The sequence below is a fragment of the Acetobacter sp. DmW_136 genome, assembly GCF_008690365.1.
GTDB lineage: Bacteria > Pseudomonadota > Alphaproteobacteria > Acetobacterales > Acetobacteraceae > Acetobacter > Acetobacter oryzifermentans.
The window spans coordinates 1-26,688 of record NZ_VHON01000016.1; the positions used below are offsets into that span (position 1 = coordinate 1).

Sequence of the window (26,688 nt, forward strand, 5' to 3'; positions counted from 1 at the left end):
CACGTAATCCAACGCAGACTGAGCAAAGGCCTGCCCCCCAGAAACCGACTGCACATGGCAGTTGCTGGTCATGCCCGAAGGTTCCACATCACATGCCACTGTCACACGGCCTTCAATATTGTCTTCCTCCATTTCTGGCGGATAGACCGGCTGCACATGGTTCAGCGGCGCCGTGCCAGCCGTGGTGTCCGGCGCATCGGATGGCGGTGCGCTGGTTGCAGGCTCGGTGGTGGCTGGTGGCGCCTTGGCCGTTTTGGTTTGCGGTGGCGCCGGGTGTTTGGGCGGCGCCTTGGCCACATGCTTGATGGGCGGCTTGGGCGGTGGCGGCACCTTGATCTTGGGCGGCGGAATGAACGGTGGTGGTGGCTCGGCCATTACCGGCGGTGGCGGCGGCGGTGGAGGTGGCGGCGGGGGCGGCTGAGGGGGTGGCAGCATCTCAGCCTTAATCGGCGGATGCTCAACAGGCACGCTTGCTGTGGTGCCCATCCCATACATCAGACCCCACACACCAGCTCCATGCAAAAGAAGAACCGCTATAAGCGCACCAGCTCCAACCGCACCACCAGCGCGAAGAACATAACGCTCCTTCCCCTCCGATTGTTGAGAGTTATCCTGCATTACGCCAGTTTCCCTCCGTTGCTTTTTGAGAAAATTTTGAAAAAGCAACTCTAGAAAAATATTATTCCTGATAAATTGTTACTTTTCGAAGGTAAGATAAATTTTCGTTTCTTACCAAAAACAAAAAATGCACTTCCTCGTTGCCAAATAGTGATCGGGAAGGCTGTGCCTGTCAGAATCATAGCAGCGCATGTCTGTTTCCACTCAAAATAACGAAACCATAAGGTTTTTATGTAGATATAACATTCAAAATGAGTCAATTGGGAAAAGACTATTTTTTATAGTTATTTTATAAGGGCCCACGATATTCTGGCAAAGCATGAGCCTTTCCGTACGGCGCAATTTTGTAAAAAAGCGTGTCAAGACGCACGGCTAGATACGCGTTTAGCAAACGCGATTTAAAAAACTTTGACAATGAAAGTTTATTTGCCTGCGTTAGTTAAAATGAGGTTTTTTAAATTGTTTCATACGACTGAATTTTAAAAGCTTAACGATGTCTTCAATATTTTGATGAGAGGGATTTAATATGGACTGGAAAGATAAAAACATCTCTCCAGCCTTGCCTCTGATGCACCAATTTTATCGATCTATGTGACCGAGGTCTTTTTCTGGATCGATGATGTTTCTTACCCTTTGTTTGAGTTCTTTAGGGTTGGGGAAGCCTCCGTCCCGCTTGCGCTCCCATATCATTTCGTGATCTACACGGATTTCAAACTTTCCGCCTGTATCAGGGCAAAGAGCGACCTCGCCAAGTTGATTTCCAAAAGTAGAAAGAAGCTCTTGCGCCATCCATGCGGCACGCAAAAGCCAATTACACTGCGTGCAGTAGTGAATAGAAACGCGGGGCAAAGGCATAAGTGTGTCTTCCACTTTTTGAGTGAGCAATATCATAAAGCGAATGAACGCATTATAGAATGGCCACAGTAGGATCTATTTTTAAATCCATATAGACGCTTTGATGTAATAACTTTGTTATAGTTTATAAGAATTACGCGCTGGGAAATCAGATTTATAAAAATGAACATAATGTCAAATTATATTTTGCACGATTTCATCTGTTTTCCCCGCCTTCTTGATCAAGATCATTGAGGTATTTTTACACTTCTCTTATTTTACATGGCCAAAAAATTATAGGTCTATAGATTTTACGGTAAGGGTTCATATGTATAAAATAATAACTTGACTGACGTGTCATTATTTAATCATATTGCCTTGTCTGCATGCTGCGCTTTAACGCATTGTGATCCGCTTTTTTTCAGCAAGGTTTATTGTGAAAGCTCCTGCCAAAATTACAATTATCGCCATTTCTCTCTTTGCGGTCGCGGGTGGAGCCTTCGCGTGGCATGAGCATCAAGTGGCTCAAAGTGTTCCTGATGGCATTATTTACGGCAATGGGCGGCTGGAATTTACCCGTGTGGATGTGGCCGCAAAATACCCCGGACGCATTACGCAATTGCTGGTGCAGGAAGGTGATAATGTAACCTCTGGCCAAATTCTTGCGCAGGAAGATAAAGCCACCATTCAGGCACAATACGACCAGACAAGAGCGCAGGAAAACCGCGCCACAAGTGCGGCTGGTCGGGCCTCGGCTGAGCTTGTAGCGCGGCAGGCCGCATTGCAACTTGCGCATGATGAACTGCGCCATGCCCAAAAGATGCGGCAACAGAACCTGATTTCCGATATGGAAGTGACACAAAGGCGCACACAGGTTGAAACAGCACAAGCAGCGGTAAATGCAGCCTCTCAGGCTGTGCAGGAAGCCTTGCATGCCAAGGAGGGAGCCGTAGCGCAGGTTAATCAGGTTCAGACCGTGCTGGATGATATGACTATCCGTGCCCCTGTTTCTGGCCGTATCGAATACCGCGTTATTGAAACAGGTAGTGTTTTACCGCCAGGTGGGCGCGTGTATTCCATGCTGGATCCAGTTGACCCTTACATGACGTTGTTTTTCCCCACTGCATCCATTAATAATCTTAAAGTAGGTGATGAAGCGCGTATCCGGTTTGATGGGATGGATATGCCTGTTTCTGCAACCGTTTCCTTTATTGATAGTCAGGCTCAGTTTACGCCAAAATATGTGGAAACAGCCACCGAGCGTGAACAGCTTGTATACCGTGTAAAACTGCGTGTAACCGCGGATGAACAGAAACGTCTTGGCGCATTGTTAAAAGCTGGAATGACGGGTGAAGGCTATATCAAGCAACGGCCAGATGCAGCATGGCCTAAAGCTGCACTGTCTGGCGATGCCAGATAATGGAGGTATCTGCTGCTGGAATTCGTGTTGAAGGCGTAAGCCATGCCTATAATGGGCGTAATGTTCTGCACGATATTTCTCTCACCCTTCCCGCAGGGCAAACCATTGCGTTTATTGGGCCAGATGGTGTTGGTAAATCAACACTTCTAGGGCTGATTGCAGGCGTTCGGCATCTTCAGCAGGGGTCTATTCACACGCTTGGGGTGGATATCAGCAATAGAGCCGAGCGGGAGGCTTTTCTTTCACGCCTCGCTTTTATGCCGCAAGGGTTGGGCAAGAACCTCTACCCTACCCTTTCCGTGCGCGAGAATATCGATTTTTTTGGTCGGCTATTTGCGTTGGATGCCACAACCCGCGCCAACCGTATTACGCATCTGCTGGATGCCACGGGCCTTGCCCCTTTTCCCGATAGGCCTGCAGGCCATCTTTCTGGCGGTATGAAGCAAAAGGTCAGCCTGTGTTGCTCTTTGGTGCATGAGCCAGATCTGCTTATTCTGGATGAACCCACAACGGGGGTGGACCCACTTTCTCGGCGTCAGTTCTGGGCGTTGGTGGAACAAATGCGGGCTGAACGGCCCTCCATGACGGTTATTGTTTCTACCGCGTATATGGATGAAGCCGAGCGCTTTTCATGGCTGGTGGCCATGAATGATGGGCGTATTCTGGCTTCTGGCCCTACGGAGGAAGTTAAAAAGCAGACCCACACCACAACGGTGGAAGCAGCTTATATCTCTCTTCTACCTGCGGCAGACCAAAAAGAAATTTCGGATTTTACAATTCCGCCTTATCAGGATGATGGCAGCTCTCCCGTTATTGATGCAGAAAACCTGACACGCAAATTTGGATCTTTCACAGCGGTAGATCACGTTAGCTTCCGTATCCGTCGGGGTGAGATTTTTGGCTTTCTGGGTTCTAACGGGTGCGGTAAATCCACTACCATGAAAATGCTGACAGGGCTGCTGGATATTACCAGTGGCACGGCAACCCTGTTTGGCCGCCCGATAACACCGGGAGATATGAAAACGCGCATGCGTATTGGCTACATGTCTCAAGGTTTTTCTTTGTATGAAGAATTGACGGTACGCCAGAACCTTATGTTGCAGGCAGAGCTTTTTCAGCTTCCGCCAGCCGAGGCCAAACAGCGTGTTGACAACATGCTCCAGAGCTTTCAGTTGGGGGCAGAGGCCGATAGTCGCCCAACAGGCCTGCCCTTGGGGTTTCGGCAACGGCTGCAACTTGCGGCTGCCTGCATTAACAACCCCGATATCCTTATTTTGGATGAGCCAACGTCTGGCGTAGACCCGGCTGCGCGGGACATGTTCTGGAAGCATCTTGTAGCGCTTTCACGCCAGAAACATGTGACCATTTTTGTTTCTACGCACTTCATGAATGAAGCCGCCCGGTGTGACCGCATTTCCCTTATGGATAAGGGCAAAGTGCTGGCCATGGGCACCCCGGCAGAAATTACGCAGGAGGAAGGTGCTTCCACTCTGGAAGATGCTTTTATTGCTTGCCTAGAAAAAGCGGGCAATTCCATAGCTGTTGCCAAGCCTCAACAGGCCGCTTCAGAATCAACTGCTGCAATGCGGACAATACCGCCTTATATACGCTGGTTTTCACGCTGCTGGGCTTTTGCGCGGCGTGAGGCTGTGGAACTGATGCGTGATCGCCTGCGGCTGATGTTTGCCATTCTTGGCCCGACTATTTTGCTGTTGATTTCAGCTTACAGTATTTCGTTCGACATCAATACCATTCGCTACACCGTGGTAGATTACGATCATACCCACGCCAGCCGTGAACTTGTGGAGCAGTTTCGGGGCTCCCGCTATTTTCAGGAAACTGCGTTCTCGCCAGATCGCGAAACACTGGAAACGCGCATACAGCATGGACAGGTTGCAATGGGGCTGGATATTCCCCCCGGTTTTGGGCGTGATGTTGCTGCACGCCGTAACCCTGCCATTGGTGTGGTGATTGATGGCTCCATGCCCTTTTTAAGCGCCAATGTGCGTTCTTATACAGATGCCGTGCTGTTAACCTATATGGCCAATATGCAGAAAACCCTGCCGACATCCGTAACATCTGGGTTGATACCCGTCAGCATTGTGCCGCGCTTTGTGTACAATCAGGAATTTCGCAGTATTTACGCCATGACTCCCGGCACTATCATGCTGGCGCTTATTCTTGTTCCCACCATGCTTACAGCCCTTGGTGTTGTGCGGGAAAAGGAGATTGGTTCTATTATGAACCTGTATGCCTCCCCCGCCAGTTCCGGGCAGTATCTGGTGGGCAAGCAACTGCCCTATGTGGCCCTGGCTGTTATGGCTTATCTGGTGCTGGTAGCACTTTCTGTTACCGTTCTGGGTGTGCCTCTTAAGGGCTCTTTTATCGGGCTGAGTATTGGGGCTACGCTGTATATTTTGGCCAGCACCGGGCTGGGGCTGCTGATTTCTACTTTTGTAAGTTCTCAGGTGGCTGCCATTTTTGGCACGGCCATTATCTGTCTGATTATGTCTGCCAATTTTTCGGGTTTGCTTTATCCGGTTTCAACACTTACGGGCTTCACCTACTATCTTGGTAAAGCTTTTCCGGCTTCGTGGTTTCAGCTTATCAGCCTTGGCAGTTTTACAAAGGGGCTGGGCGTTCAATCCTTTCTTGGCATGTATCTGGCGTTGGGTGGTTTTGCGGCCCTTTACATGGTGGGGGCGCGCCTTTTCTTGAAAAAGCAGGATACGTGATGCTGCGCTGGCTTATGAATGTCGGCCTTCTGTGCCGCAAGGAATTTCATAGCCTGATGCGCGATTTTGTGCTGATGGGTCTGATTGTTTTTGCATTTTCTGCGGCTATTGTTCTTGTGGCGCATGGGGTGCGCGTAGATGTTGCAAACGCAACAGTTGCGTTTATTGATGAAGACCACTCAGCCCTTTCCCGCCAATTGCGGTCTGTTGTGCTACCGCCTTACTTCAAACCCCCTACCCTAACCAACCGTATTGACGGCAAAACGGGTATGGATAACGGCACGTACAATTTTGTTATTGATATTCCGCCCCGTTTTGAGGCCGATGTTCTGGCAGGTCGCACGCCGCAGATACAGGAACTGATTGATGCCACAGCCATGACACAGGCTGGACTGGGCAGTGTTTATCTGCAACAGATTTTTCTGGGTGAAGTACAGGCACAGCTTCATTCCCCCGATATCAATAAGCTGATGCCATTTCACCCTGAAAGCCGTATCCGTTTTAACCCGAATAGTGAATCTGCATGGTTTACATCTGTTATGCAGGTTGTCACCAATGCAACAATTCTTTCCATTGTGCTGGTTGGGGCAGCTGTTATTCGTGAGCGCGAGCATGGCACCATTGAGCATCTGCTTGTTTTGCCTGTTTCTGCCAGCCAGATTGCTATTGGGAAAATTCTGGCAAATGGTGCTGTTATCTTTGTAGCCAGTATGCTTTCCCTTTGGATTATCGTGCATATTGGGTTGGCCGTGCCTATTTCTGGCTCGCCGTTATTGTTTGCTGCCTGCCTTATTCTATACCTGTTTTCTGTAACTTCGCTGGGGATGATGCTGGCCACCATTGCGCCCACCATGCCGCAATTTGGGCTTTTGGTGGTGCCTGTTTATGCTGTGGCCTATCTGCTTTCTGGCGCAGCTACGCCGGTAGAAAGCATGCCAGAGGCTGTGCAATCTCTGGTGCGGTTTTTTCCGACCACGCAATTCGTCAAAATTTCACAATCCATTTTATATCGCGGTGCTGGGCTGGAAAGTATCTGGCCTTCGCTGCTGGCTATTGTGTTCTCTTCTACTCTTTTTCTTGCCATGGCGCTGCTTCGCTTCCGCTCCATGCTTGCCCGTCAGGATTGAATGCTGATGTCTCTTTCCTCATTTTCTGCGCGCCTATTGCTCAGCACTTTTCTCTGCGCTGGTTTGGTAGCGTGCTCTCCTTTCCATACCACGCTACCACCTTCGCATGTGGCTATTCCGGCTCAGTTCAATGCCGCGCCACAGGATGCACAGCCTACGGACTTAACAAACTGGTGGACAGCGTGGCAGGATCCGTTGCTTGATCAACTTGTGCAGAATGCGCTGGCTGCTAACCCCGAAATACGGATGGCGCAGGAGCGCGTGCAGGAATCTCGCGCCTATACACAAATGGCCAAATCTGCCTTGTATCCCACCATTGGGGCCACAGGCGGCATGATGGGCGGTGGTGTGGATTGGCGGCATCCGGTGCCTCCGCTCATGAAGATGGCAGATCCGGATATTCAGGACCCAGCAACAGATGGGCATTTGGCTGGCATAACCATGGCGTGGGAGCCAGATATCTGGGGCCGCAACCGTGCGCGTAAACGGGCTGCGCAACATATGGCTCTGGCAGCGGCAGACGTGCTACATGGCACGCATATGGCTATTGCAGCAGATGTGGCTGCCAACTATCTGACAGCCCGTGGGCTGCAACAACGCATTGTGTTGCTGGATCAATCTGCCCGCACGTTGCAGGAGCTTGTGCGGTATGCCACGGCCCGGTTTGATGCAGGCCAGACCACACGGGCTGATCTGGAAACCATAACAGCGCAGGTTCAGCAAGTGCAGGCGCAAAGGCCATTATTAGTTGCCGCATTGGATGCGTGCCGCCATCGGTTGGCTATTCTATCCGGCTTACCCCCAGAACAAGCGCCAGATCTCACCGCACCGGCTCAATACCGAGTGCCCGCGCCGCCTGCTACGGAACTGCCTTCTACAGTATTAGACCGCAGGCCCGATGTATTGCTGCAAAAAAACATTGTGCAGGCCAATCTAGAACGGTTGATTAGCACTAAAACAGACCTTTTGCCGCGGTTTGGGTTAGAGTTTTTTGGTGGTGATGGGCGTTTGCGGTTTGATGGCATTCCGGGTGTATCTGGTTCTGGTGGGCTTATGGCTGTGAATGCCTATCTGCCTCTTTTTACGGCTGGGCGCATACAGGCCAAGATACGCGCGGCGGACTCTCAGCTTAAACAGGCTGTGGCATCGTATGATCAAACTGTGCTGACAGCTTTGGCAGAAGTAGAAGATGCTTATGAAAGCCGTTCCAGCGCAGACCAGAATATTGCCAGCCTGAGCAAAGAAGTTTCATCCCTCACCCTCGCCACAACTCAGGCGCAGGGGCTTTATGAGGGCGGACAGTTTACCATGCAGGATATTCTGACAACCCGGATAAAAAAGATTTCTGCACAAGATGAACTGGTAAGTGCGCAAACTCGGCAGGCCCTCTCAACAGTGCGTCTTGCCCGTGCTCTTGGTGGCGGTTGGGATACGCAAACAACCAAACGGTAAGGCCAGCACCTGATTGTTGTATTTTTAGGTATACTGTTTGCCGGATTGTATCCTTGCGCAATTTTGTAAGGCAGGCGCTGGATCTTGCCCCCATTCCATCTGATCTGAGTATTCCCACACAAGGGCCAACCCGCGTGCAGGCATCTGGCGGCAAAGGGAAAGATGGCGGATCAGAAAAAGCTGGTGGCGGTGGTGGTAATGGAGGAGGTGGTGGAGGCAGTATGCAAGGCGGCAGTGATATGGCTATGACAAGTAGCCAAGCTGCGGAGCATCAGGACCAGATAACGCCCTCTGGCCATTAAAGCCAAGATTTGTAGCTGCAACATCTTACCCGCGCTGCGCAGTGTTATGTGTGCAGCATTTCACGCAATAAGGATACAGGAGAGTAATCCTGTATCCTTATGGGCCAGCATTGCAGCATCAGTTCCCGATTTTGATTAAACGGGAAGCACGACTAAGTGCAATAATCGGGAAAAGCTGCCGGTAAAGATCATAACGCAGCATAAAGGCGCGTGAGAGTTCGGCCCCCTGCATCAGGCGCTTTGAAATGGCTGGATCATCCAGTTTGATGGTTTGGCCCACGCCGTAGCCGGGAAAGCCCGTGCCAGTGAATTCCTTTTCATTCCAGCTTCCGTCTTCTTCTTGCAAATCAATCAAATAACGGCAGCCTTTGGCGATGGCATCATAATCCTGGGGTCGGTTGGCGGCTATCAGCCCCATAAGCGCCCATGCCGTTTGAGATGGTGTTGTGGTGCCGCGGCCAATGGATTCCACTTCCATGTAGGAAGCGCAGCTTTCGCCCCAGCCACCATTTTCTTGCTGGGAGTTAATCAGCCAATCGCACGCCTTGGAAATGTAGGGCTGTGTCATGTCCTCACCCAAGGCAGCCAGAGCGGGCAGAACGGCCCCTGTGCCATACAGGTAATTCACACCCCAACGGCCAAACCACGGCCCTGTGGGGTCTTGCTCCTTGCGGATATACGCAAGCCCACGCTGAATACACGGCAGATCACGCGGAAGGCCCAACAAGCCAAACGCTTCCAGAACATGCGCTGTTACGTCTACCGATGGCGGGTCTAGAGCTTCCCCAAAATCGCAGAACGGAATTTTGGCAAGAATGCCCTTATTGTTGTCTTTGTCAAAAGCACCCCAACCACCGCAAGAACTCTGCATAGCTACCAGCCACCGAACACCACGGCCAATGGCTTCTTCTACGCCTTTGGCTTTCCATTCTGGCCTGTTGCGGCAGGATGCAAGGGCAATGAGTGCAACGGCGGTATCATCTGTATCGGGGTATCTGTCATTGGCGTATTCAAACGCCCAACCGCCGGGTTCTGTGTTGGGGAGCTTAACAGACCAATCCCCTTTTACGCGCACTTGGCGGGATAGCAGCCAATCCAGAGCTTTATCCATTTCTGGGGTAAAGCGTTCTTCGGCATTGGCATCATGCAGCGCCATAAGGGAGAGCATAGTATCCCACACCGGGCTGTTTGTGGCCTGAATCCAGCTGGCATCTCCTTTATCATGCCGCCAACCGGGATCATTTAGCGCATCAAGGGCCTTGGCCATAACAGGATGATGGAATTGGTAACCCTCACCATGCAGGGCCATCAGACCATACACCCACGGCGGCTGAATGCCCCCCCATCCGCCATCTGCATCCTGATGCCAGATAATCCATTCCAGCACGTCTTTAATGGCGGCTTCCCGCGAAGGAGCGCGCTTGAGGAAAGAGGTTTGGAGCCAATGCAGCCCTTTGTCAGCCATACGGAAGAAATCGGCAATAACATCCCTGCCCTCTTTGGTGGGCAGTTCGTAATCAAAGTTTTCCCGGCCACCAGGGAAAAGGGCATCCAGCCGATCCTGCGGACGCAATGGACGGGATGGACGACGCGCAGACAAAATAGCCAGCGGCATCATGGTAGCACGGGCCCACTGCGCAAAGTTGTAAATGGAAAACACAAAATTATTGGGGAACCAGATAATTTCTGGCGGAAGATTAGGTGTTTTCTCCCACGGCCATTCCCCAATCAGGGCCAGCCAGTAACGGGTGAATACACGCACATTCTTCAGGCCACCTTTGCTGATAATCCACGCTGCGGCTTTACTAACTGTTGGGTCATCTTCTGCGTAACCCAAAGATCTGAGTGCTGCATAGGCTTCCACCGTTGCGTTGATATCACCACTACCAGCGCCATAATATGTGCCCCAAGATCCATCCGGACGCTGCATTTCAAGTAGCGCCTTACCCAGACGTGGCCGCAAAGGGTGGTCTTCCAGCCCCAAAAACCACAGGGCCAAACACCATTCAGCTTCCATGGAGGCATTGGAACCAACAGATCCAACCCAATGTCCATCGGGCTTTTGCTGTTTCATCAGCCATTCACAGGCAGAAGAGAGCGTATGGGTCAGGCTGTTTCCCATTGCCTTAAGGGCGGACAGATCTGCCGGAACCTGTGGAGCAGGTTTTTGACGCACAATATCCGAGCTTCCAGACTGAATAAGGGTGTTAACGTTTGTTCCCTGAGTGTCTGAACCAGAACGCAAAATCTTCTTTAATGAAAAACGGCTTGCCATATTCATTGTGTCATACCTGCGCGAAATATCATGAAAGACTCATTGGTTCCTGTTTTAAAGATCACGGTGTTTCTGCTTGGGGCGTAATAAGCCGCAGGCAATCTGTAAACACTGTATCCCATCCAGACTGATCCATAGCGATAAAGCCGAAGCTTCTGAGAAGAAAAGCCCCTTCCGCGGCAAAAATTGCCGTACGCGCCTGATGCGCATCTTCCGAGGTGGCGTTACAATCCCCAAACCATCCGGCGTACCATTCCCGTATCCGGTTGAGGTATTTGGGAGATTGCAACAAGGTAATGAGCATTCCCACCATTCTGGCTTGCGTGGCGGCATCTATCTGGCGGCAGGCCATAACATAGGCGCGTGCCCGCTCTGCCAGAGAAGCCTTGGGCCCCACATATTTTGCTATTTCCAGATCAAACGCTGCTATCCAGCGATCAATCATGGCGGTAATCAGATCATCCTTATTGCCAAAGCAATACTGTAGGCCGCCTTTGGTAATTCCTGCGGCCTTGGCTACGGCATCAAGCGTTAAAGCAGTTGCCCCGCCCTTCTGAACAAGCTGTTCCGCGCTGTCCAGAACGCTCTCCCGATCAATGGTTCTGCGGCGGCCCATGCACCGTCCTTTATTATTTCAATCCGTCTGGATGGAATTAAAATGGGAGCGATGATTGTGCAACCGCATTATTGGAATGCACGGATGCATTTTTAGAATAGCAGAAAGCTATTCATTCCAAATGAAGAATCATTCATAACTATATGATAATAAATATAAAAACAAAATTTACAGTCTAAGAGCATCTTCAATAAGCGCATCCGGAGTCATGCCCTCGCCTTCTCGCGTCAGCAAGGCTTCCAAAAGGCCGTCTATCGCCAATACAGCTAGGCCATGCACCTTGGCCCACAAGGCTGCGCGTGCGCCAGCACGTGTATGGGCGGAATGCTTGCCTTTTAGGTCTCCTACACATTGAGTGAGCATGGCGGATGTTTTGGCCGCAGCCGCAGCCAGATGCGGGTCTTTTCTATCAATTACATCGCTACGGAACATAAGGGTAAACAGGCCCGGATGTTGCATGGCGAATTGTACATAGGCCACGCCAACAGCGTGTGGCCCTTTATTAAGCAGCGGTGTAAGCGTTGCCGCCAGTTCTTCATATCCTATTGTTGCCAGCGCACTGAGCAAGCCTGTTAAATTTCCAAAATGCGGAATTGCGGCTGTTTGTGAGACACCCGTATGGCGCGTAATGGCCCGCAGCCCTAGGGCTGTAATGCCTTGTTCCTCTAGAATGGCGCGCGCAGAACGCAAAAGAGCGGTTGGCAGATCTCCATGATGGTAAGCTTTTTTAGGCTGAACAGGCTGGGCCATGATGTATTTTCCGGAATATTCGCGATAGCCATTAGAACACTTGACTTTCTTTTCTCATGCTCCATTCTTAACGTTGTTAAGTTGCAGCGTATCGGGCGGTCAAACACAAGACCAATAGCCTGAAGAAGGATATCTCTTGCGTTTTCTCCCCTCTGTTTATCATGTTTCTCGTTTGGTTGCTGGTCTTTGCCTTATGGGTGCAAGTTCCGGCGCCATTGCTGCATCGGCAACTCCATCTGGTGCGGCTGGTACGTTGACATCGTCTCAATCTTTGCCTGTGGCTTTTACATTGCCTGATGCTGGGCGATCCTTGCGCATCACCTACCTTTCCACCAATGGTATTACGGGCAAAGGGCTGGTGCCGGTTACGGCAGAAGTTATTCTACCACAAGGCAAGCCGCCTGTTGGTGGGTGGCCCATTGTTGCCTGGGCGCATGGTACGGTAGGTGTTGCAGGCCACTGCGCGCCCTCTAACAATCCGTGGAGTGCACGTAACAAGCGTTATCTCTCTGAATGGATGAAACGTGGCTTTGCCGTAGTAGGTACGGATTATCAGGGTTTGGGAACCTCCGGTATTCATCCGTATCTTAACGCGCGCGTGGAAGCCTATAACCTGCTGGACAGTGTGAAGGCGGCCTTGGCCTCGGTGCCAGATTTGCAGAACAAAATCATGATTGTTGGGCAATCTCAGGGTGGTGGGGCAGCGTTTGCCTCTGCTGCGTTTGCACCAACATATGCGCCAGATTTGAATATCCGAGGCACTGTGGCCACGGGTGCGCCGTATATTACGCCAGAACTGCTTAAGCAAATAGCAACCGCGCCGGATAATGCGCCGTATAATCCTGTTATGGTTTATACGCTTTATCTGGCGCAGGGGCTTTCTGGGTATGATACAGCCTTTAAGCCAGAAAGCGTTTTTACAGCTAAAGCCATGCCAGCCTACCGTGCCGCAGCCAATTTATGTGTGCATGAGCTGACAGATAAGGTGAAGGCAGATGGGTTGAATTTTAGCAATTCACTTCAGCCTGACTTTGCAAAAAATCTCGCTCCAGCCTTAAAGGCCATGCAATATCCTACCATGCATCTGGCGCAACCACTGTTTATGGGCACAGGAGAGCTGGATAAGGATGTGCCACCACAGCTTCAGCTCGGGCTGGTAAAAGCTGCCTGTGCTGCTGGCACAGTGGTGCAGGCACATATTTACAAAAGCCTGAACCATGATCAGACGGTAAATGCCTCGTTGCCAGATTCAGCTTCTTTCACGCAGGATGTTATGAACGGGCAAGCTGTTACGCCGCAATGCACCCCAACCCCGGAATAAAATTACCCAGACATATTGGGGTTTGCTGATAGGAAGAGAAGTGGCGGTTTTACGCTTTTCTTCCCTTGTGTGGGGTATGTAACGCTTTCAATATGCACGCATGACAGATACTTCTGCTGCGTGTGTTCACCGTATCCAACGTTTTTTGCAATCTCCCGCAGGAGGTGCAACAGCCCTACTTCTAGCCTCGCTTGCAGGATTTGCCCTAGCAAACTCGGCTTGGTCTGATGGTTATGAAACCCTGATTACAATGCCTATGCGGCTGCCTTTTTTAGAGCAGCATATGCCAGATACACTCACGACATGGGTATCTGATGGGTTGATGACGCTGTTTTTTCTGCTGATTATTCTGGAAATCAAGAAAGAGATGGTTTCGGGCCATCTTTCATCCATGCGCCAGATTGCCTTGCCATTAATTGGCGCGTTGGGGGGTATGGTTGTGCCAGCGCTTACCTACCTTTTGGTAACGCATGGGCATGCAGAAGCATTTCATGGATGGGCCATTCCTGTAGCCACTGATGCTGCATTTACACTGCCCGTTATTATGGCGCTGGGGGCGCGTGTTTCTGCGGGGGCGCGTGCGTGGCTTATGGCTCTTGCCATTTTTGATGATGTGTTGGGCATTGTTGTTATTGCCCTGTTTTACGGTTCTGCCCTTTATTGGCCCGCGCTGGCAGGTGTGCTTTTTGTAACCATGGCCATGATTGCTGCAAATCGGTTGTTGGATTGCAGATCTGTGTGGGTTTACGCCCTTGGGTGCTTGCTGCTTTGGGGCATGCTTTTATCTTCTGGCCTGCACCCAACGCTTGCCGGGGTTATTACTGGTCTTTGCCTGCCCGCCCAACCATGTGCAAAAAATACAGAACAAATAACACCGCTTGAAAAAGTATCCTCCGCACTAACACCTTTTGTTACGTGGTTGGTGCTTCCCCTATTTGGCTTTATGAATGTTGGGGTTTCTCTTGCTGGCGTGCATCTGAGCAGGCTTCTTGCTCCTGTTCCCCTTGGCATCATATTGGGGTTGGTGGTGGGAAAGCCCGTTGGTGTGTTTGGAGCAACCATATTGTCATTCCAGTTGCGCATAGCCCCTGCCCCAGCGGCAACATCGGTGAAAATGCTTTTTGGGCTTTCCTTGCTATGTGGCATTGGTTTTACCATCAGCTTGTTTATTGCCGGTCTGGCATTTCAGGATATGGATACGGTAGTATCAGCAAAACTGGGGATTTTTGCCGGGTCTGTTATTGCGGCCTTGGCGGGCTGGTGCTGGTTGCGCTGTTCACCCGTTACACAGCGCAGCCAGTATCCTGCAAATTATGAGGCTATGAGTAACAAATAGCTTTTGGAAAAATGGGCAGCCCTCACCCACGTTTATAAACGCGTGTGAGGGCTGATGTGTATTCTTAATCCAGCTTTTCACGTTGCCAGAAGCGGAGTGCGCCGCAGGTTTTTACAAATGCAGTGGCATCGTTTTTGCTCTCAAGTTTGATGCAGCCTTTATCAACATCTTCTGCCAGACCTGCCTTTTTAAACAACGTGCCAGCTTCTGCAGAATAGCCAATAAATTTGTTATGCGTGAAAGCATCGCTCAGGAAATCTTTGGCTGCTGGATTACCGGCCAGCACTTTTGTACCTTCCTTGGAAGCAAGAATGGCTACGGCATCGTAGAGTACAGATGGGCCGCCATCTATTTTCTGTTGCGCCGTTATCTTGGTGCCATCCGATAATGTAATGCCGCCAATTTTGGGAGCAACGACTTCATAATCGGCTTTTTCTGCCTGAAGGGCGGCAATAAGTGCAGCAAAAAGCTCTGCATCTATACCATCTGTCACCAAAATACCCATTTTTCGGCCAGCAAATGTTTTTGGCCCATTCTTAAGGATGCTGAGCGCATCAGATGGCGGAAGATCTGTGCGTGTAGGCTGTGTTCCCTGTGCGGGTTCTGGCAATGGTAAGCCCAGCCCGTCTGCTACCGTTATTGCCAGTTCCTCATCAATATGCAGCAGATGCGACACAACGCGAGAGCGGATATCTGGCCGTTCCACCTTGCTCAGCTCAAACGTAATGGCGTCTGCTATATGCTTCTGCTCAATGGGTGTCTGGCTGATGTAAAACTGCCGGGCCTGGCTGTAATGGTCTGAAAAACTTTCAGGCCGCAGGCGCCGTTTGGGGCCAGTTTCCTCGCTCGCAAAACTGCGAAAGCCCTGTTTGGGGTTTTCACGCGGGCCACCTGCTGCCCCCCAGCTATTCGGCTCATAATTGGCGCGGCCTACGGGATTGTGCATGGCCATATGCCCATCTTGCTGAAAATGCGCCATGGGGCATTTAGGAGCATTAATGGGGATATGCGTAAAATTGGGGCTACCAAGCCGTTTGACCTGTGTATCCAGATACGAGAAATTTCGGCCCTGCAGCAGGGGGTCGTTTGAGAAATCAATGCCGGGTGGCACATTCTGTGTGCAGAAGGCCACCTGCTCTGTTTCGGCAAAAAAGTTATCAACAACGCGGTTCAGTACCAGGCGGCCCACTATTCTGACAGGCACCAGTTCCTCTGGAATAAGTTTGGTGGGGTCCAGCACATCGAAATCAAACTTTTCGGCAAATTCTTCATCAAAGAGCTGTACACCAAGTTCCCATTCGGGAAAGTCTCCGCTGGAAATTGCGCTCCAGAGGTCTCGCCGATGGAAATCAGGGTCCGCCCCGTTGATCTTAACGGCTTCGTTCCACACAACAGACTGCAAGCCCTGCTTGGGCTTCCAATGAAACTTCACAAAGGTTGAGCGGTCATTGCTGTCTAAAAAGCGGAATGTATGCACCCCAAATCCTTCCATAAAACGGAAGGAACGCGGGATACCCCGATCAGACATCACCCACATGATCATATGAAAGCTTTCTGGGCTTAGCGAAATGAAATCCCAGAAGTTGTCATGGGCAGACTGCGCCTGCGGAAAATCACGGTCTGGCGCTGGTTTTACAGAATGCACCATATCCGGGAACTTGATGGCATCCTGAATGAAAAATACCGGAATATTATTGCCAACCAGATCCCAGTTGCCTTCCTTGGTATAAAGCTTGACAGCAAACCCACGGACATCCCGCGCGACATCAAATGAACCTTTAGAGCCTGCAACCGTAGAAAATCGGACAAAGGCAGGCGTGCGTTCCCCCACATTCTGAAAAATGGCGGCCCGCGTAACGTCTGCAAGGCTGTCTGTCAGTTCAAAATACCCATGTGCGCCATAGCCACGAGCATGCACAACGCGTTCGGGAATACGCTCGTGGTCAAAATGAAAAATCTTTTCCCGAAAATGGAAATCCTCCATTAACGCCGGGCCACGTGCACCGTAACGCAGAGTGTTCTGATCATCCGCTATAGGAATACCCTGAGCAGAGGTAAGTGTTGCCACATCACCACCAGCTTGCTGGTGTGTTTCTCCCCCATTACCTTGTTGCTCGGTATAGCTTGGTTCAATTTTATTTTTATCTGTTTTTAAACCATGTTTAGCAGTCTTGCTTGGCGTATTTTTTTTGACAACCATGATCTTCTCCTCGCCCGTGTTTCGGCGGGAGCGTCGTCCCTTTACATAATCTTAAATCGCGCGTTTCTAAGGTTTCGTCGCTCCCCGTGTTCTTAATTTTACGCATGAGATGCAAAATGGTTCCAACGGCAGATTTTGGGCACACAAGCATAACAACACAAAACGTGTTATGCTGACCTTATGGCAATCTCTATCCTCCCCAACATTTCTCTGGCCGATTCCGAATTGGAGGTCACTTATATTTTAGCGTCTGGCCCTGGCGGGCAAAATGTAAACAAGGTTGCTACGGCTGCCCAATTACGGTTCGATGCGGCACATTCTGCTTCTTTGCCAGATCGCGTGCGTACGCGCTTGCTGGAACTGGCCGGAAGTCGGGCCACGCGTGATGGGGTTATTGTTATTACAGCACGACGGTTTCGCACTCAGCAGCGCAACCGTGAAGACGCAGTGGAACGTTTAGCCGTTTTAATACGTGAGGCTGCACATCGTCCGGCTTTTCGTGTTGCCACCCGGCCTAGTCGCGCAGCGCGCCAACGGCGGTTGCAGGGAAAAGCGCATCGCGCACGTATTAAACAGGGGCGCACAGTGCGGTTTGATGATTGATATTGTAAAATAAGCCAATGTGGATGGGCTGGCATTTCCTTTGAAAATTATTTTTAGCTCTGCCTTACATAGAGCCCAATCCGTTCTGGAACGTTTCATCCGTTCCTGCGTTGAATAACGGCTCAATACTTGGCGGTTAGAATTATATTCTATCTGTCTGGTTACATGATTTTCTTTCTCGAAATCTACCTAAAGTACAATCGAAACATCTGCGGCTGACTTCTCTTGGATGGAGAAAGAATATGCGCACTCACTTTGTAAACAATCAGGCTCCTTCTGCTCCTTCAAAAACAAAAAAGAAGGTGGAGCAGAATATAACTGATGGTGGCAACGCAGCCAGTAAAAATGTTTTGCCAAATTCCACTAATACAGAAAACAAAATGGTGAAAAACCATACTTTGTTAGAAGAAAAAGTGCCTTTTCCCAGCGTAAAAACAAGAAAAAGCCTGTTCCGTAAATAACGAATAAAGGCCGCATTACAGCTTTGTACGGCCCTTATCAGGGAGTTGGTACATGCATACAGAACAACTATCAGATACTGGCCCCAAAAATGCCCGACGTTCATTTTTGCGCCGTTTGTTTGGGGGGCATATTCACGTTCACATACAGGCTGACCTCTTCCCGATAAAAAGCGAAATTTTTGGTATTGAACGCTTGGAGGCTCATGCCAGAAGCCTGGCGGCCGCACAGGCTGTTGTACCCGCCAAGCATAACCGGCGCGGACAACCCCTTAAACGCAGGTTAGCTGAAAATGCCGCCCTGCTTGCAGCGGCCAATGAAACTGTTACCAAGGCTAGCCAAAGGGGCCGACTGTTACCGCCAGCAGCCCAGTGGTTGGCAGATAACTATGCCCTTATTGATATGCAGATTAGAGAGACCAGTCTGGATCTGCCGAGTGGGTATTATACGCGCCTTCCCAAACTTGCGAATGGCCCTTTTGTTGGTTTGCCGCGCGTTTTTGGCATTACGTGGGCTTTTGTTGCGCATACAGACAGTTACTTACAGCCAGATTTTCTGCGTAAGTTTCTGCTTGCCTATCAAACGGTTGCCCCGCTTACGATAGGTGAGCTTTGGGCTGTTCCCATTACCTTGCGCATTGTTTTAATAGAAAACCTGCGCCGCATTGTAAGTGCCATTATAGATAGCCACGCAAGCCAGCAAGCGGCTGATCTGTTGGCAGATCAGCTTGCATCCACCCGAAAGAACGATGCTGCTGCATTGTCTGCCATATTATCCCAAATAGACCCACGCATTATTACGCCAGCATTTACGGCGCAGCTTGCGCATCGTTCACGCGGTATAGATCCAGAAAAAAACCCTGTTCTTGTGTGGTTAGAACAGCGCTTGGCAGATAAAAAAACAGATATTGAGCAAGGAATTCAAGAGTATTTACAAACGCAGGGCGCTTTTAACGCCACTATTCGAAATATTATTACCAGTCTGCGACATATTGCAGAATCTGATTGGGCAGAGATTTTTGAACAAGTTTGCTTGGTTGATACAGTATTTGCAGAATATGCAAGTTTTACATGCGCAGATTTTGCCAGCCGAGATCTCTACCGCAAAGCTATTGAGGATTTGGCTTATGGCAGCACTGTTGATGAAATTGATATTGCCAAGAAGGCTGTTTTTTTAGCGCAAGAAGCTGCTGCTTCCAATGCGTTTGATCAACGCAAGAATGATCCCGGTTATTATCTTGTGATGGAAGGGCGTTCCATTCTGGAAGCCTCTATAGGTTTTCGTCCTAATCTTTCCAGAAAACTGGCCCAAACATTCTGCCAAAGCGGCATTACAGGCTATGCCGTGGTTGTGTTTATGCTGGCGCTTATTTTTCTGACTGGGCCAGTGTGGCTTTCTTTTCAGGAAAATGTTTGGTCCCCGTGGATTTTGTTGGTGGCTGTTCTGGCCTTTTCACCCGCATTGGAAGCAGCCGTTGCATGCATCAACTGGCTGGCTTTGCGTGTTACCAAGGTAACGGCATTGCCGGGGTTGGAGCTTTTAGATGGTATTCCCGTAAAATTGCGTACAATGGTGGTTATTCCTGCCCTTCTTACCAACGTCAAAACGGTGGATGAACTTTTATCCCGCTTGGAAGTCCACTATCTGGCCACTCATGATAGCGGTGTTTACTTTGCGCTTTTAACAGATTGGTCTGATCATTCAGAGGCATCTGCACCAGAAGATGATGCACTTTTCCAGTTAGCTTCTGCCGGTATTCACCATCTTAACGAAAAATACGGATCTGTGCCTGATGGCAACAGGTTCCTCCTTCTACATCGCCACAGGGTTTGGAGTGAGAGTGAAGGTGTATGGATGGGGTGGGAACGTAAGCGCGGAAAACTGCATGAACTAAACCGCCTGTTGCGCGGTGCGTCTGACACCACTTTTTTGGCAGAATGCTGCCAGAATATTCCACAAGCTGTAAAATATATCGTCACGCTGGATGCCGATACACGTCTGCCCCTTGAAACAGTAAAAAAACTGGTGGGTAAACTGGCGCATCCCCTTAATGCGCCGCAATTTAATGCAACAACCGGGCGTGTGCAGCAAGGTTATGCCGTTTTGCAGCCTCGTGTTACGCCATCTTTGCCTATCGGGCATCAAAGCACTTTGTTCCAGCGTATTTTCTCCGCGTCTAGCGGTATAGATGCCTATTCATCTGCAATATCAGACCTGTATCAGGATATGTTTGGAGAAGGGTCTTATGCAGGCAAAGGTATTTACGAAATTGATGCGTTTGAAGCCGCTTTGGCTGGGCGTGTGCCAGAAGCAACCCTTTTAAGCCATGATTTGTTTGAAGGTATTTTTGCGCGCGCCGGATTGGCTTCTGACATTGAGGTGATAGAGGAATTTCCAACAGACTATTTGGTTGCAGCCCAAAGGCTCCATCGTTGGACACGAGGAGACTGGCAGCTACTTCCCTGGATTGTTTCAGGCATATTTCGCACCCCTTCCCCACGCAACAGTTTATCTGGAATTGCGCGTTGGAAAATGGTGGACAATCTGCGCCGCACCTTATGCGCACCCTTTACGCTTTTGGCTTTGATTATCTGCTGGGTTTTGTTGCCAGAAAACGCTGGTATCTGGACACTGTTTATCCTTCTGATTATGGCGATACCTGCTTTTTTGCCAGTTATTCCCGATATTGTGCCACGCCGGGAGTGGATCAGTTTCCGTAGTTATTTTAATGTTTTGGGGGCATCCATTTCCAATGCCGTTGTTATGACGGCACTTAACATCACGTTTCTGGTGCATCAGGCTTGTTTGTTAGGTGATGCCATTATCCGTACCCTTGGGCGTGTTTTTGTAACAAGGCGCTATTTGCTGCAATGGGTGCCAGCAGCGCAAACGGCGGATCTTCTACAGTCCGGATTGCAACAATATTACCTGAAAATGCTCTCTGGCCCACTTATTGCGGTTATTCTTGTTCTACAAGTTACCATGCAGGATGTGGGAAACCTGATTTTTATTGGTCCTCTGGCTATTCTGTGGGCGTTTTCTCCTGCTATTGGGTTATGGACAAGTCGCGCAGCCGTTTTAACGGCCCAATCGCGCCCTTCCCGCACAGATATTCGCACTTTACGTCTTACAGCCCGCAATACATGGCGCTTTTTTGAAGAATTTGTAACGGCGGATGACCACATGCTTCCGCCAGACAACTTTCAGGAAGTTCCTTCTCCTGTTATCGCCAGACGTACATCGCCTACCAATATAGGGCTTTATCTTTTATGCACAGTTAGCGCCTATGATTTTGGCTGGAACGGCTTGGCTGATACAATAGATCGGCTTGAAAATACTTTTAAAAACACTAGACAAATTAGAAAAATATAAAGGGCATTTATATAACTGGTACAGTACGGCTGATCTGGAGCCGTTGGCTCCTTTATATGTTTCTACTGTAGATAGCGGTAATTTTGCTGGTCACCTTGTCGCGCTGGCACGTGCTTGTTGTGAGTGGACTGCATATACAGCCCAACCCTCCATGTGGCGCGAAGGTATAGCAGATGCCATTACCCTTGCCATTACAGATCTTACCTTCCGCAATGGAGAACGGCTGCAGAATACAAAACAGCAAAAAGTTCTTATCCGAGCCCTCGCGCGGTTAAAAACATCTGTTCTGGCAGCCCCTGAAGTCAAAACAGAGGAGAGTTTGCAAGCATTATTGAAACAGGCGCAAACTATAGCAGAACACGCAGCCCATCTTTATGCAGAAACCAATGCAGCCGAAGAACAAACAACGTCAGGCCCACTTTTCTGGTGTGTGGCGCCATTAAAAGCGCTTGAAAGCCATTTGCGTGATTTGGACTATACGCATAACACAACCTTTGAAACCCGGCTGAAAGCATTGCAGAGCAAAGCAACCATGCTGGCGTACGGCATGGACTTTGCTTTTTTGCGTGATCCTGCACGCAAACTTTTGTCTATCGGGTTTGTTGTTACTGAAGATATCTCCGATAGTAACTGTTATGATCTGTTGGCCTCTGAATCTCGGCTCGCAGTCTTTTTTGCCATTGCAAAAGGAGACATTCCTGCGCGGGATTGGTTCCGTCTAGGTCGTGCCCTAACCTCTGCTGGCAGCGGAGCAGCATTGGTCTCATGGTCGGGTTCCATGTTCGAATATCTTATGCCCTCTCTGGTTATGCGTGCGCCTATAGGTAGCCTGCTCCAGCAAACCAACGCGCTTATTGTGCAGCGCCAGATTGCTTATGGGCAATCTCACAATATTCCATGGGGGATTTCGGAATCCGCCTATAATGTGCGGGATGTTGATTACACCTATCAATACTCAAACTTTGGCGTTCCGGGGCTGGGGTTAAAACGTGGCCTTGGGCAGGATAGAGTTGTAGCCCCCTATGCCACCTTGCTGGCCGCTATGGTTGATCCGCAAAAAGCTGTTGCCAATCTTTTTGTTCTGGAAAAAACAGGGGCACACGGTCGTTACGGTTTTTACGAAGCGCTGGATTATACTCCGGAGCGTGTGCCGGATGGGCAGGAAATGGCTATTGTGCAGGCTTACATGGCACACCATCAGGGCATGTCCATTCTTGCCGTGGCAGATGCAGTTCTGGACGGTATCATGAGAAAGCGCTTCCATGATGACCCCGTGATTGCCTCGGCCGAACTGTTATTGCAAGAACGTGCGCCACGCACAGGCGCTGTGGCTCATCCTCTGCCAATAGAAGAATATCCTCTGCCGCGCTCGGAATTACCACAAGCGGCATCTGGTAGGTACTACGGCACGGATTATACGCCCGCACCCATTACGCACCTTCTTTCCAATGGTCGTTATACCGTCATGCTCACAGCAGCGGGGTCTGGCTACACAATGTGGCAGGGACAAGCCGTTACTCGGTGGCGGGAAGATCCAACGCTGGATAACTTTGGGTCTTATCTTTACCTGAAAAACGTAAAGACCGGGAAAGTATGGTCTGCTGGCATTCAGCCCTGCGGAGAGGAGCCGGATGATTACGTAAGTGTTTTCCATGAAGATCGCGCCGAATTCACCCGGCGCGATGGCTCTCTAACAACAACTGTGGAGGTCATGGTTTCTGCTGAAGATGATGCTGATGGACGCTATCTGAGCGTTTTTAATGCTGGCTATGATAGTGTTGAAATAGATATCACATCCTATGCAGAACTGGCTTTGCTTGCCCCAGATTCAGATCTCGCGCATCCGGCCTTCACCAAACTATTTGTAGAAACAGATTACCTGCCGGAAGCCAAAACCCTTATAGCAACCCGTAGGAGGCGTACCCCCGATGAGCCTGAAATCTGGGCTGCGCATGTAGCCGTGTGCTCTACCCCCATCACGGTGGAAACAAACCGTGCGCAGTTTATTGGACGCGGCCGCACAGCGCGATCTCCTGCGGCTTTAACGGGTAAAACACAACTATCTGGGCAAACCGGCACGGTGCTGGACCCCTGCTTTGCTATTCGTAGCCGCGTAAGCATCAAGCCCGGTGCTACAGCACGGATAACGTTTTGGACAATGGTTGCTTCATCCCGTCAGGAACTGGAGCGCTTGATTGAGGTGCATCAGGATGATACCGCGCTGGATCGCGCACGCACACTGGCCTGGACACAAGCGCAGATTCAGTTCCGACATTTTGATATTACCCCAGCAGAAGCAGATCTGTTCCAGCGTTTGGCGGGCCATATTCTGTTTGCAAATGCTGCTTTGCGCGCATCATCCGCAGTTATCATGCAAGGGATGGCTGCCCAGCCAATACTATGGGAACAAGGTATTTCTGGTGATCTGCCTTTAATGGTTTTGCGTGTAAAAGATACGCCAGATACAGATATTATCCGGCAGGTTTTGCTGGCGCATGAATACTTGCGGCTCAAACAGGTTGCTGTTGATCTTGTGCTGATGAATGAGCACCCATCGTCCTACTTACAAGATCTACAGAACACGCTTGAAAATCTTGTGCGCTCTATGCCCAAAAGGGCAACTGTCGCGGGCTCTATCTGCATTTTGCGAGCAGATCTGATTTCCGTACCGGTAAAGAATCTTTTATTGGCGGCTGCCCGCGTTGTTCTTTCGGCAGATAAGGGGCTGGCAGAACAGCTTGATCAGGCCAATGCGGCCGAAGCTCCTAAATCTGTTCTGTTTCAAACACCGCATGTGTTTACACCCAGTGCGTTCAAGGTGCCCGATATTCCTGAGCTTGAATTTTTCAATGGTCACGGTGGGTTTGCCCAGAATGGACAGGAATATGTGGTTGTACTCGCTTCCGGTCGCACAACGCCAGCCCCATGGATTAATGTTATTGCCAATGATACTGCGGGCTTTCAGGCTTCTGCCGAAGGAAGTGGCTATACATGGGCGCTAAACAGCCGTGAGCACCAGATTACTCCGTGGTCTAATGATCCTGTCAGTAACCAACCGGGCGAAGTTTTTTACTTGCGGGATGAAGATACAAAAGTATTATGGAGCCCAACGGCTGCTATCCGCCGAGATATAGATGCCACCTATGTCAGCCGGCATGGGTATGGCTATACGCAGTATGATCGTATTGCACACGGCATAGCCAGCACGCTTTTGCAATATACGCCGGTAAAAGACCCTATAAAGATTTCTCGCATTCAACTGCACAACCTATCAGGCCATGCTCGCACGCTTTCTCTTACCGGATATGTTGAGTGGGTGCTTGGGACGGCACGCGCCAAAACAGCATCTTTCATTACAACGCAAATAGATGACGCTACGGGAGCACTATTTGCTTACAATCGCTGGAGTGCCGTTTACGGAGGCCGCGTTGCCTTTGCTGATATTGGTGGCTACGTAACCGCCATTTCGGGAGACCGCACAACCTTTGTTGGCAGAAATGGCACGCTTGATAGCCCGTATGCCTTAACACTAGCCGATACCGTGCAGGGAAGCACCGGTGCTGGGCTTGATCCATGTGGTGTTTTGCAAACCATAGTTACCTTGCCTGCAGATGGCCGCGTAGAAATTGTTTTTCTGTTAGGAGAAGCGGAAAACGAGGCAGAAGCCAGGCAGATGATTGCCCGTTATCGGACGGTTGATCTGGATACCGTTCTGGATGATGTCAAACAGCAGTGGCGCAGCATTTGCGGTTCTGTTCAGGTTAAAACCCCAGATCGCAGCATGGATATCATGCTGAATGGCTGGTTGTTGTACCAAACACTTTCCAGCCGCGTGCGCGCACGCGCAGGCTTTTATCAGGCCAGCGGCGCTTATGGTTTCAGAGACCAGTTACAAGATGGCATGGCCCTTGCGGTTTCGTGCCCTGCTCTGGTGCGAGAGCATCTGATACGGGCCGCTTCCCGCCAGTTTGTGGAAGGCGATGTACAGCATTGGTGGCTCCCGCAGACAGGAGCAGGCGTGCGCACCCATATTTCGGATGATTGCACATGGCTTGGTTACACGGTTGCGCATTACGTTAACACAACGGGGGATCTTGCTGTTCTGGATGAAACTATTGGTTTTCTGGAAGCCCCTCCGCTGCCCATAACCGAGCATGATAACTTTATGGTGCCAGCACACTCGGCACAAAGTGCTACACTGTTTGAGCATTGTGCCCGTGCGCTTGATCGGAGCCTTGCTGTAGGCGTTCATGGCCTTCCCCTCATGGGCACGGGAGACTGGAACGATGGCATGAACCGTGTAGGAGAACAGGGCCGAGGGGAAAGTGTGTGGCTTGGCTGGTTCCTCTACACCACACTTGAGATATTTATCCCCATTGCCCGTGCTCGGAATGAAGATATGCGGGCTGATAAATGGCAGCAGCATACCCGCAAACTGGCCAAGGCGCTGGAACACACATGGGATGGAGATTGGTACCTGCGAGCCTATTTTGATGATGGCACGCCGCTGGGCTCTCACACCATGCCGGAATGTCAGATAGATGCCATTTCTCAATCTTGGTCTGTACTTTCTGGTGCAGCCACGCCAGAACGGGCCAACCATGCCATGCGCTCTGCCGTTCATCGGTTGGTACGGGAGCAGGACGGACTTATTCTTGTGCTTACGCCACCGTTTGATAAAGCCATGCCAGACCCCGGTTATATTCGAGGATACCCACCCGGCATACGTGAAAACGGCGGCCAGTACACCCATGCAGCGTTATGGACAGTTATGGCCATTGTAGCTTTAGACGATGGCAATCTGGCCCAAACATTATTCCATATGCTTAACCCCATCACCCATAGCCAAACACCGGAACAAGCAGCACGTTACAGGCTGGAACCCTACGTTATTGCGGCTGATGTATATTCTGAAGCCCCGCATGTTGGGCGTGGTGGGTGGTCTTGGTACACAGGCTCTGCCGGTTGGATGCAACGGGTGGGAACCGAAACCATTCTTGGTGTACGCATTCAGGGGGACAAGCTTTTGATAGATCCCTGCATTCCGCAGCATTGGCCAGAGTTTGAGGTAACATTGCAGTGGAAAACAGCGCGTTACAGTATTCTGGTAAAAAACCCGGATCATGTTTGCCGTGGTGTAAGAAAGATCACCATAGATGGCATGCAAAGCTACATGACGCATCAAATAAATATGAAAGATGATGGGCTTTTACATAAAGTAGAAGTGATCCTTGGTTCATGAATATCTGATAAACATAGAACGAATAT

15 protein-coding genes and 1 pseudogene are annotated in these 26,688 nt (G+C 50.2%); 10 read left to right on the top strand and 6 right to left on the bottom strand.

The window, feature by feature from the left end; all coding sequences use genetic code 11:
* On the bottom strand, positions 1–618 hold a 618-nt coding region (locus tag FKW31_RS06390), incomplete at its 3' end, for an energy transducer TonB (protein ID WP_150178090.1).
* A 579-nt stretch (positions 619–1,197) separates the two neighbouring features.
* A complete protein-coding gene (locus FKW31_RS06395; RefSeq protein ID WP_035353756.1) occupies positions 1,198–1,473 on the bottom strand; it encodes a SelT/SelW/SelH family protein in 276 nt (91 codons plus the stop codon).
* Between the two features lie 415 nt (positions 1,474–1,888).
* Between FKW31_RS06395 and FKW31_RS06400 the strand changes: the two genes are divergently transcribed.
* Genes FKW31_RS06400 through FKW31_RS06420 form a run of 5 tightly spaced genes read left to right on the top strand, consistent with a single transcriptional unit; the run spans position 1,889 to position 8,488 of the window.
* Entirely contained in the window at positions 1,889–2,872 is a 984-nt protein-coding gene (locus tag FKW31_RS06400) for an HlyD family secretion protein (protein ID WP_150178092.1), read from the top strand.
* The gene (gene rbbA, locus FKW31_RS06405; RefSeq protein WP_150178093.1) at positions 2,872–5,607 is read left to right on the top strand and encodes a ribosome-associated ATPase/putative transporter RbbA; all 2,736 of its coding nucleotides are present in this window, start codon (positions 2,872–2,874) and stop codon (positions 5,605–5,607) included. Before FKW31_RS06400 ends, rbbA begins: the two co-directional genes overlap by 1 nt.
* On the top strand, positions 5,607–6,734 hold the full coding sequence (locus tag FKW31_RS06410; RefSeq protein WP_089178997.1) for an ABC transporter permease: 1,128 nt from the start codon (positions 5,607–5,609) through the stop codon (positions 6,732–6,734). The genes rbbA and FKW31_RS06410 overlap by 1 nt, the downstream gene beginning before the upstream one ends.
* Entirely contained in the window at positions 6,735–8,186 is a 1,452-nt protein-coding gene (locus FKW31_RS06415) for a TolC family protein (RefSeq protein WP_150178094.1), read from the top strand.
* A gap of 53 nt (positions 8,187–8,239) precedes the next feature.
* Positions 8,240–8,488 carry a hypothetical protein gene (locus FKW31_RS06420; protein WP_238332752.1) on the top strand — a complete coding sequence of 83 codons (249 nt, stop codon included), beginning with the start codon at positions 8,240–8,242 and terminating at the stop codon, positions 8,486–8,488.
* 118 nt (positions 8,489–8,606) lie between these two features.
* Here the strand turns inward: FKW31_RS06420 and shc are convergent, their stop codons facing one another.
* From shc to FKW31_RS06435, 3 genes are all read right to left on the bottom strand, one after another.
* Positions 8,607–10,769: a squalene--hopene cyclase gene (gene shc, locus FKW31_RS06425; protein WP_006115473.1), complete on the bottom strand. Its 2,163-nt coding sequence runs from the start codon at positions 10,767–10,769 to the stop codon at positions 8,607–8,609.
* A 55-nt stretch (positions 10,770–10,824) separates the two neighbouring features.
* On the bottom strand, positions 10,825–11,379 hold the full coding sequence (locus tag FKW31_RS06430; RefSeq protein ID WP_006115474.1) for a TetR/AcrR family transcriptional regulator: 555 nt from the start codon (positions 11,377–11,379) through the stop codon (positions 10,825–10,827).
* Between the two features lie 168 nt (positions 11,380–11,547).
* Positions 11,548–12,129 (bottom strand): TetR/AcrR family transcriptional regulator, encoded by a 582-nt coding sequence (locus FKW31_RS06435; RefSeq protein WP_150178095.1) that lies wholly within the window; start codon positions 12,127–12,129, stop codon positions 11,548–11,550.
* Positions 12,130–12,265: 136 nt separating this feature from the next.
* Between FKW31_RS06435 and FKW31_RS06440 the strand changes: the two genes are divergently transcribed.
* Positions 12,266–13,450 carry a lipase family protein gene (locus FKW31_RS06440; RefSeq protein WP_150178096.1) on the top strand — a complete coding sequence of 395 codons (1,185 nt, stop codon included), beginning with the start codon at positions 12,266–12,268 and terminating at the stop codon, positions 13,448–13,450.
* A gap of 100 nt (positions 13,451–13,550) precedes the next feature.
* Positions 13,551–14,786, top strand: coding sequence for a Na+/H+ antiporter NhaA (gene nhaA / locus FKW31_RS06445; protein WP_150178097.1), 1,236 nt, complete (start codon positions 13,551–13,553; stop codon positions 14,784–14,786).
* Positions 14,787–14,850: 64 nt separating this feature from the next.
* Here nhaA and FKW31_RS06450 read toward each other — a convergent pair whose 3' ends face one another.
* Positions 14,851–16,986: a catalase gene (locus FKW31_RS06450; protein ID WP_150178098.1), complete on the bottom strand. Its 2,136-nt coding sequence runs from the start codon at positions 16,984–16,986 to the stop codon at positions 14,851–14,853.
* A gap of 180 nt (positions 16,987–17,166) precedes the next feature.
* Here FKW31_RS06450 and arfB point away from each other — a divergent pair, with 180 nt between their 5' ends.
* From arfB to FKW31_RS06465, 3 genes and pseudogenes are all read left to right on the top strand, one after another.
* On the top strand, positions 17,167–17,589 hold the full coding sequence (gene arfB / locus FKW31_RS06455) for an alternative ribosome rescue aminoacyl-tRNA hydrolase ArfB (RefSeq protein ID WP_150178099.1): 423 nt from the start codon (positions 17,167–17,169) through the stop codon (positions 17,587–17,589).
* 242 nt (positions 17,590–17,831) lie between these two features.
* Positions 17,832–18,050, top strand: a complete 219-nt coding sequence (locus tag FKW31_RS06460) for a hypothetical protein (RefSeq protein ID WP_150178100.1) — start codon at positions 17,832–17,834, stop codon at positions 18,048–18,050.
* Positions 18,051–18,102: 52 nt separating this feature from the next.
* Positions 18,103–26,662 (top strand): annotated as a pseudogene (locus FKW31_RS06465) (GH36-type glycosyl hydrolase domain-containing protein).
* Positions 26,663–26,688: the final 26 nt, after the last annotated feature.

Coding starts and splice junctions, on each gene's coding strand:
- FKW31_RS06395 (WP_035353756.1), bottom strand. CDS start 1,473: ATGCCTTTGCCCCGCGTTTCTATTCACTACTGCACGCAGTGTAATTGG.
- rbbA (WP_150178093.1), top strand. CDS start 2,872: ATGGAGGTATCTGCTGCTGGAATTCGTGTTGAAGGCGTAAGCCATGCC.
- FKW31_RS06410 (WP_089178997.1), top strand. CDS start 5,607: ATGCTGCGCTGGCTTATGAATGTCGGCCTTCTGTGCCGCAAGGAATTT.
- FKW31_RS06415 (WP_150178094.1), top strand. CDS start 6,735: ATGCTGATGTCTCTTTCCTCATTTTCTGCGCGCCTATTGCTCAGCACT.
- shc (WP_006115473.1), bottom strand. CDS start 10,769: ATGAATATGGCAAGCCGTTTTTCATTAAAGAAGATTTTGCGTTCTGGT.
- FKW31_RS06430 (WP_006115474.1), bottom strand. CDS start 11,379: ATGGGCCGCCGCAGAACCATTGATCGGGAGAGCGTTCTGGACAGCGCG.
- FKW31_RS06435 (WP_150178095.1), bottom strand. CDS start 12,129: ATGGCCCAGCCTGTTCAGCCTAAAAAAGCTTACCATCATGGAGATCTG.
- nhaA (WP_150178097.1), top strand. CDS start 13,551: ATGACAGATACTTCTGCTGCGTGTGTTCACCGTATCCAACGTTTTTTG.
- FKW31_RS06450 (WP_150178098.1), bottom strand. CDS start 16,986: ATGGTTGTCAAAAAAAATACGCCAAGCAAGACTGCTAAACATGGTTTA.
- arfB (WP_150178099.1), top strand. CDS start 17,167: ATGGCAATCTCTATCCTCCCCAACATTTCTCTGGCCGATTCCGAATTG.
- FKW31_RS06460 (WP_150178100.1), top strand. CDS start 17,832: ATGCGCACTCACTTTGTAAACAATCAGGCTCCTTCTGCTCCTTCAAAA.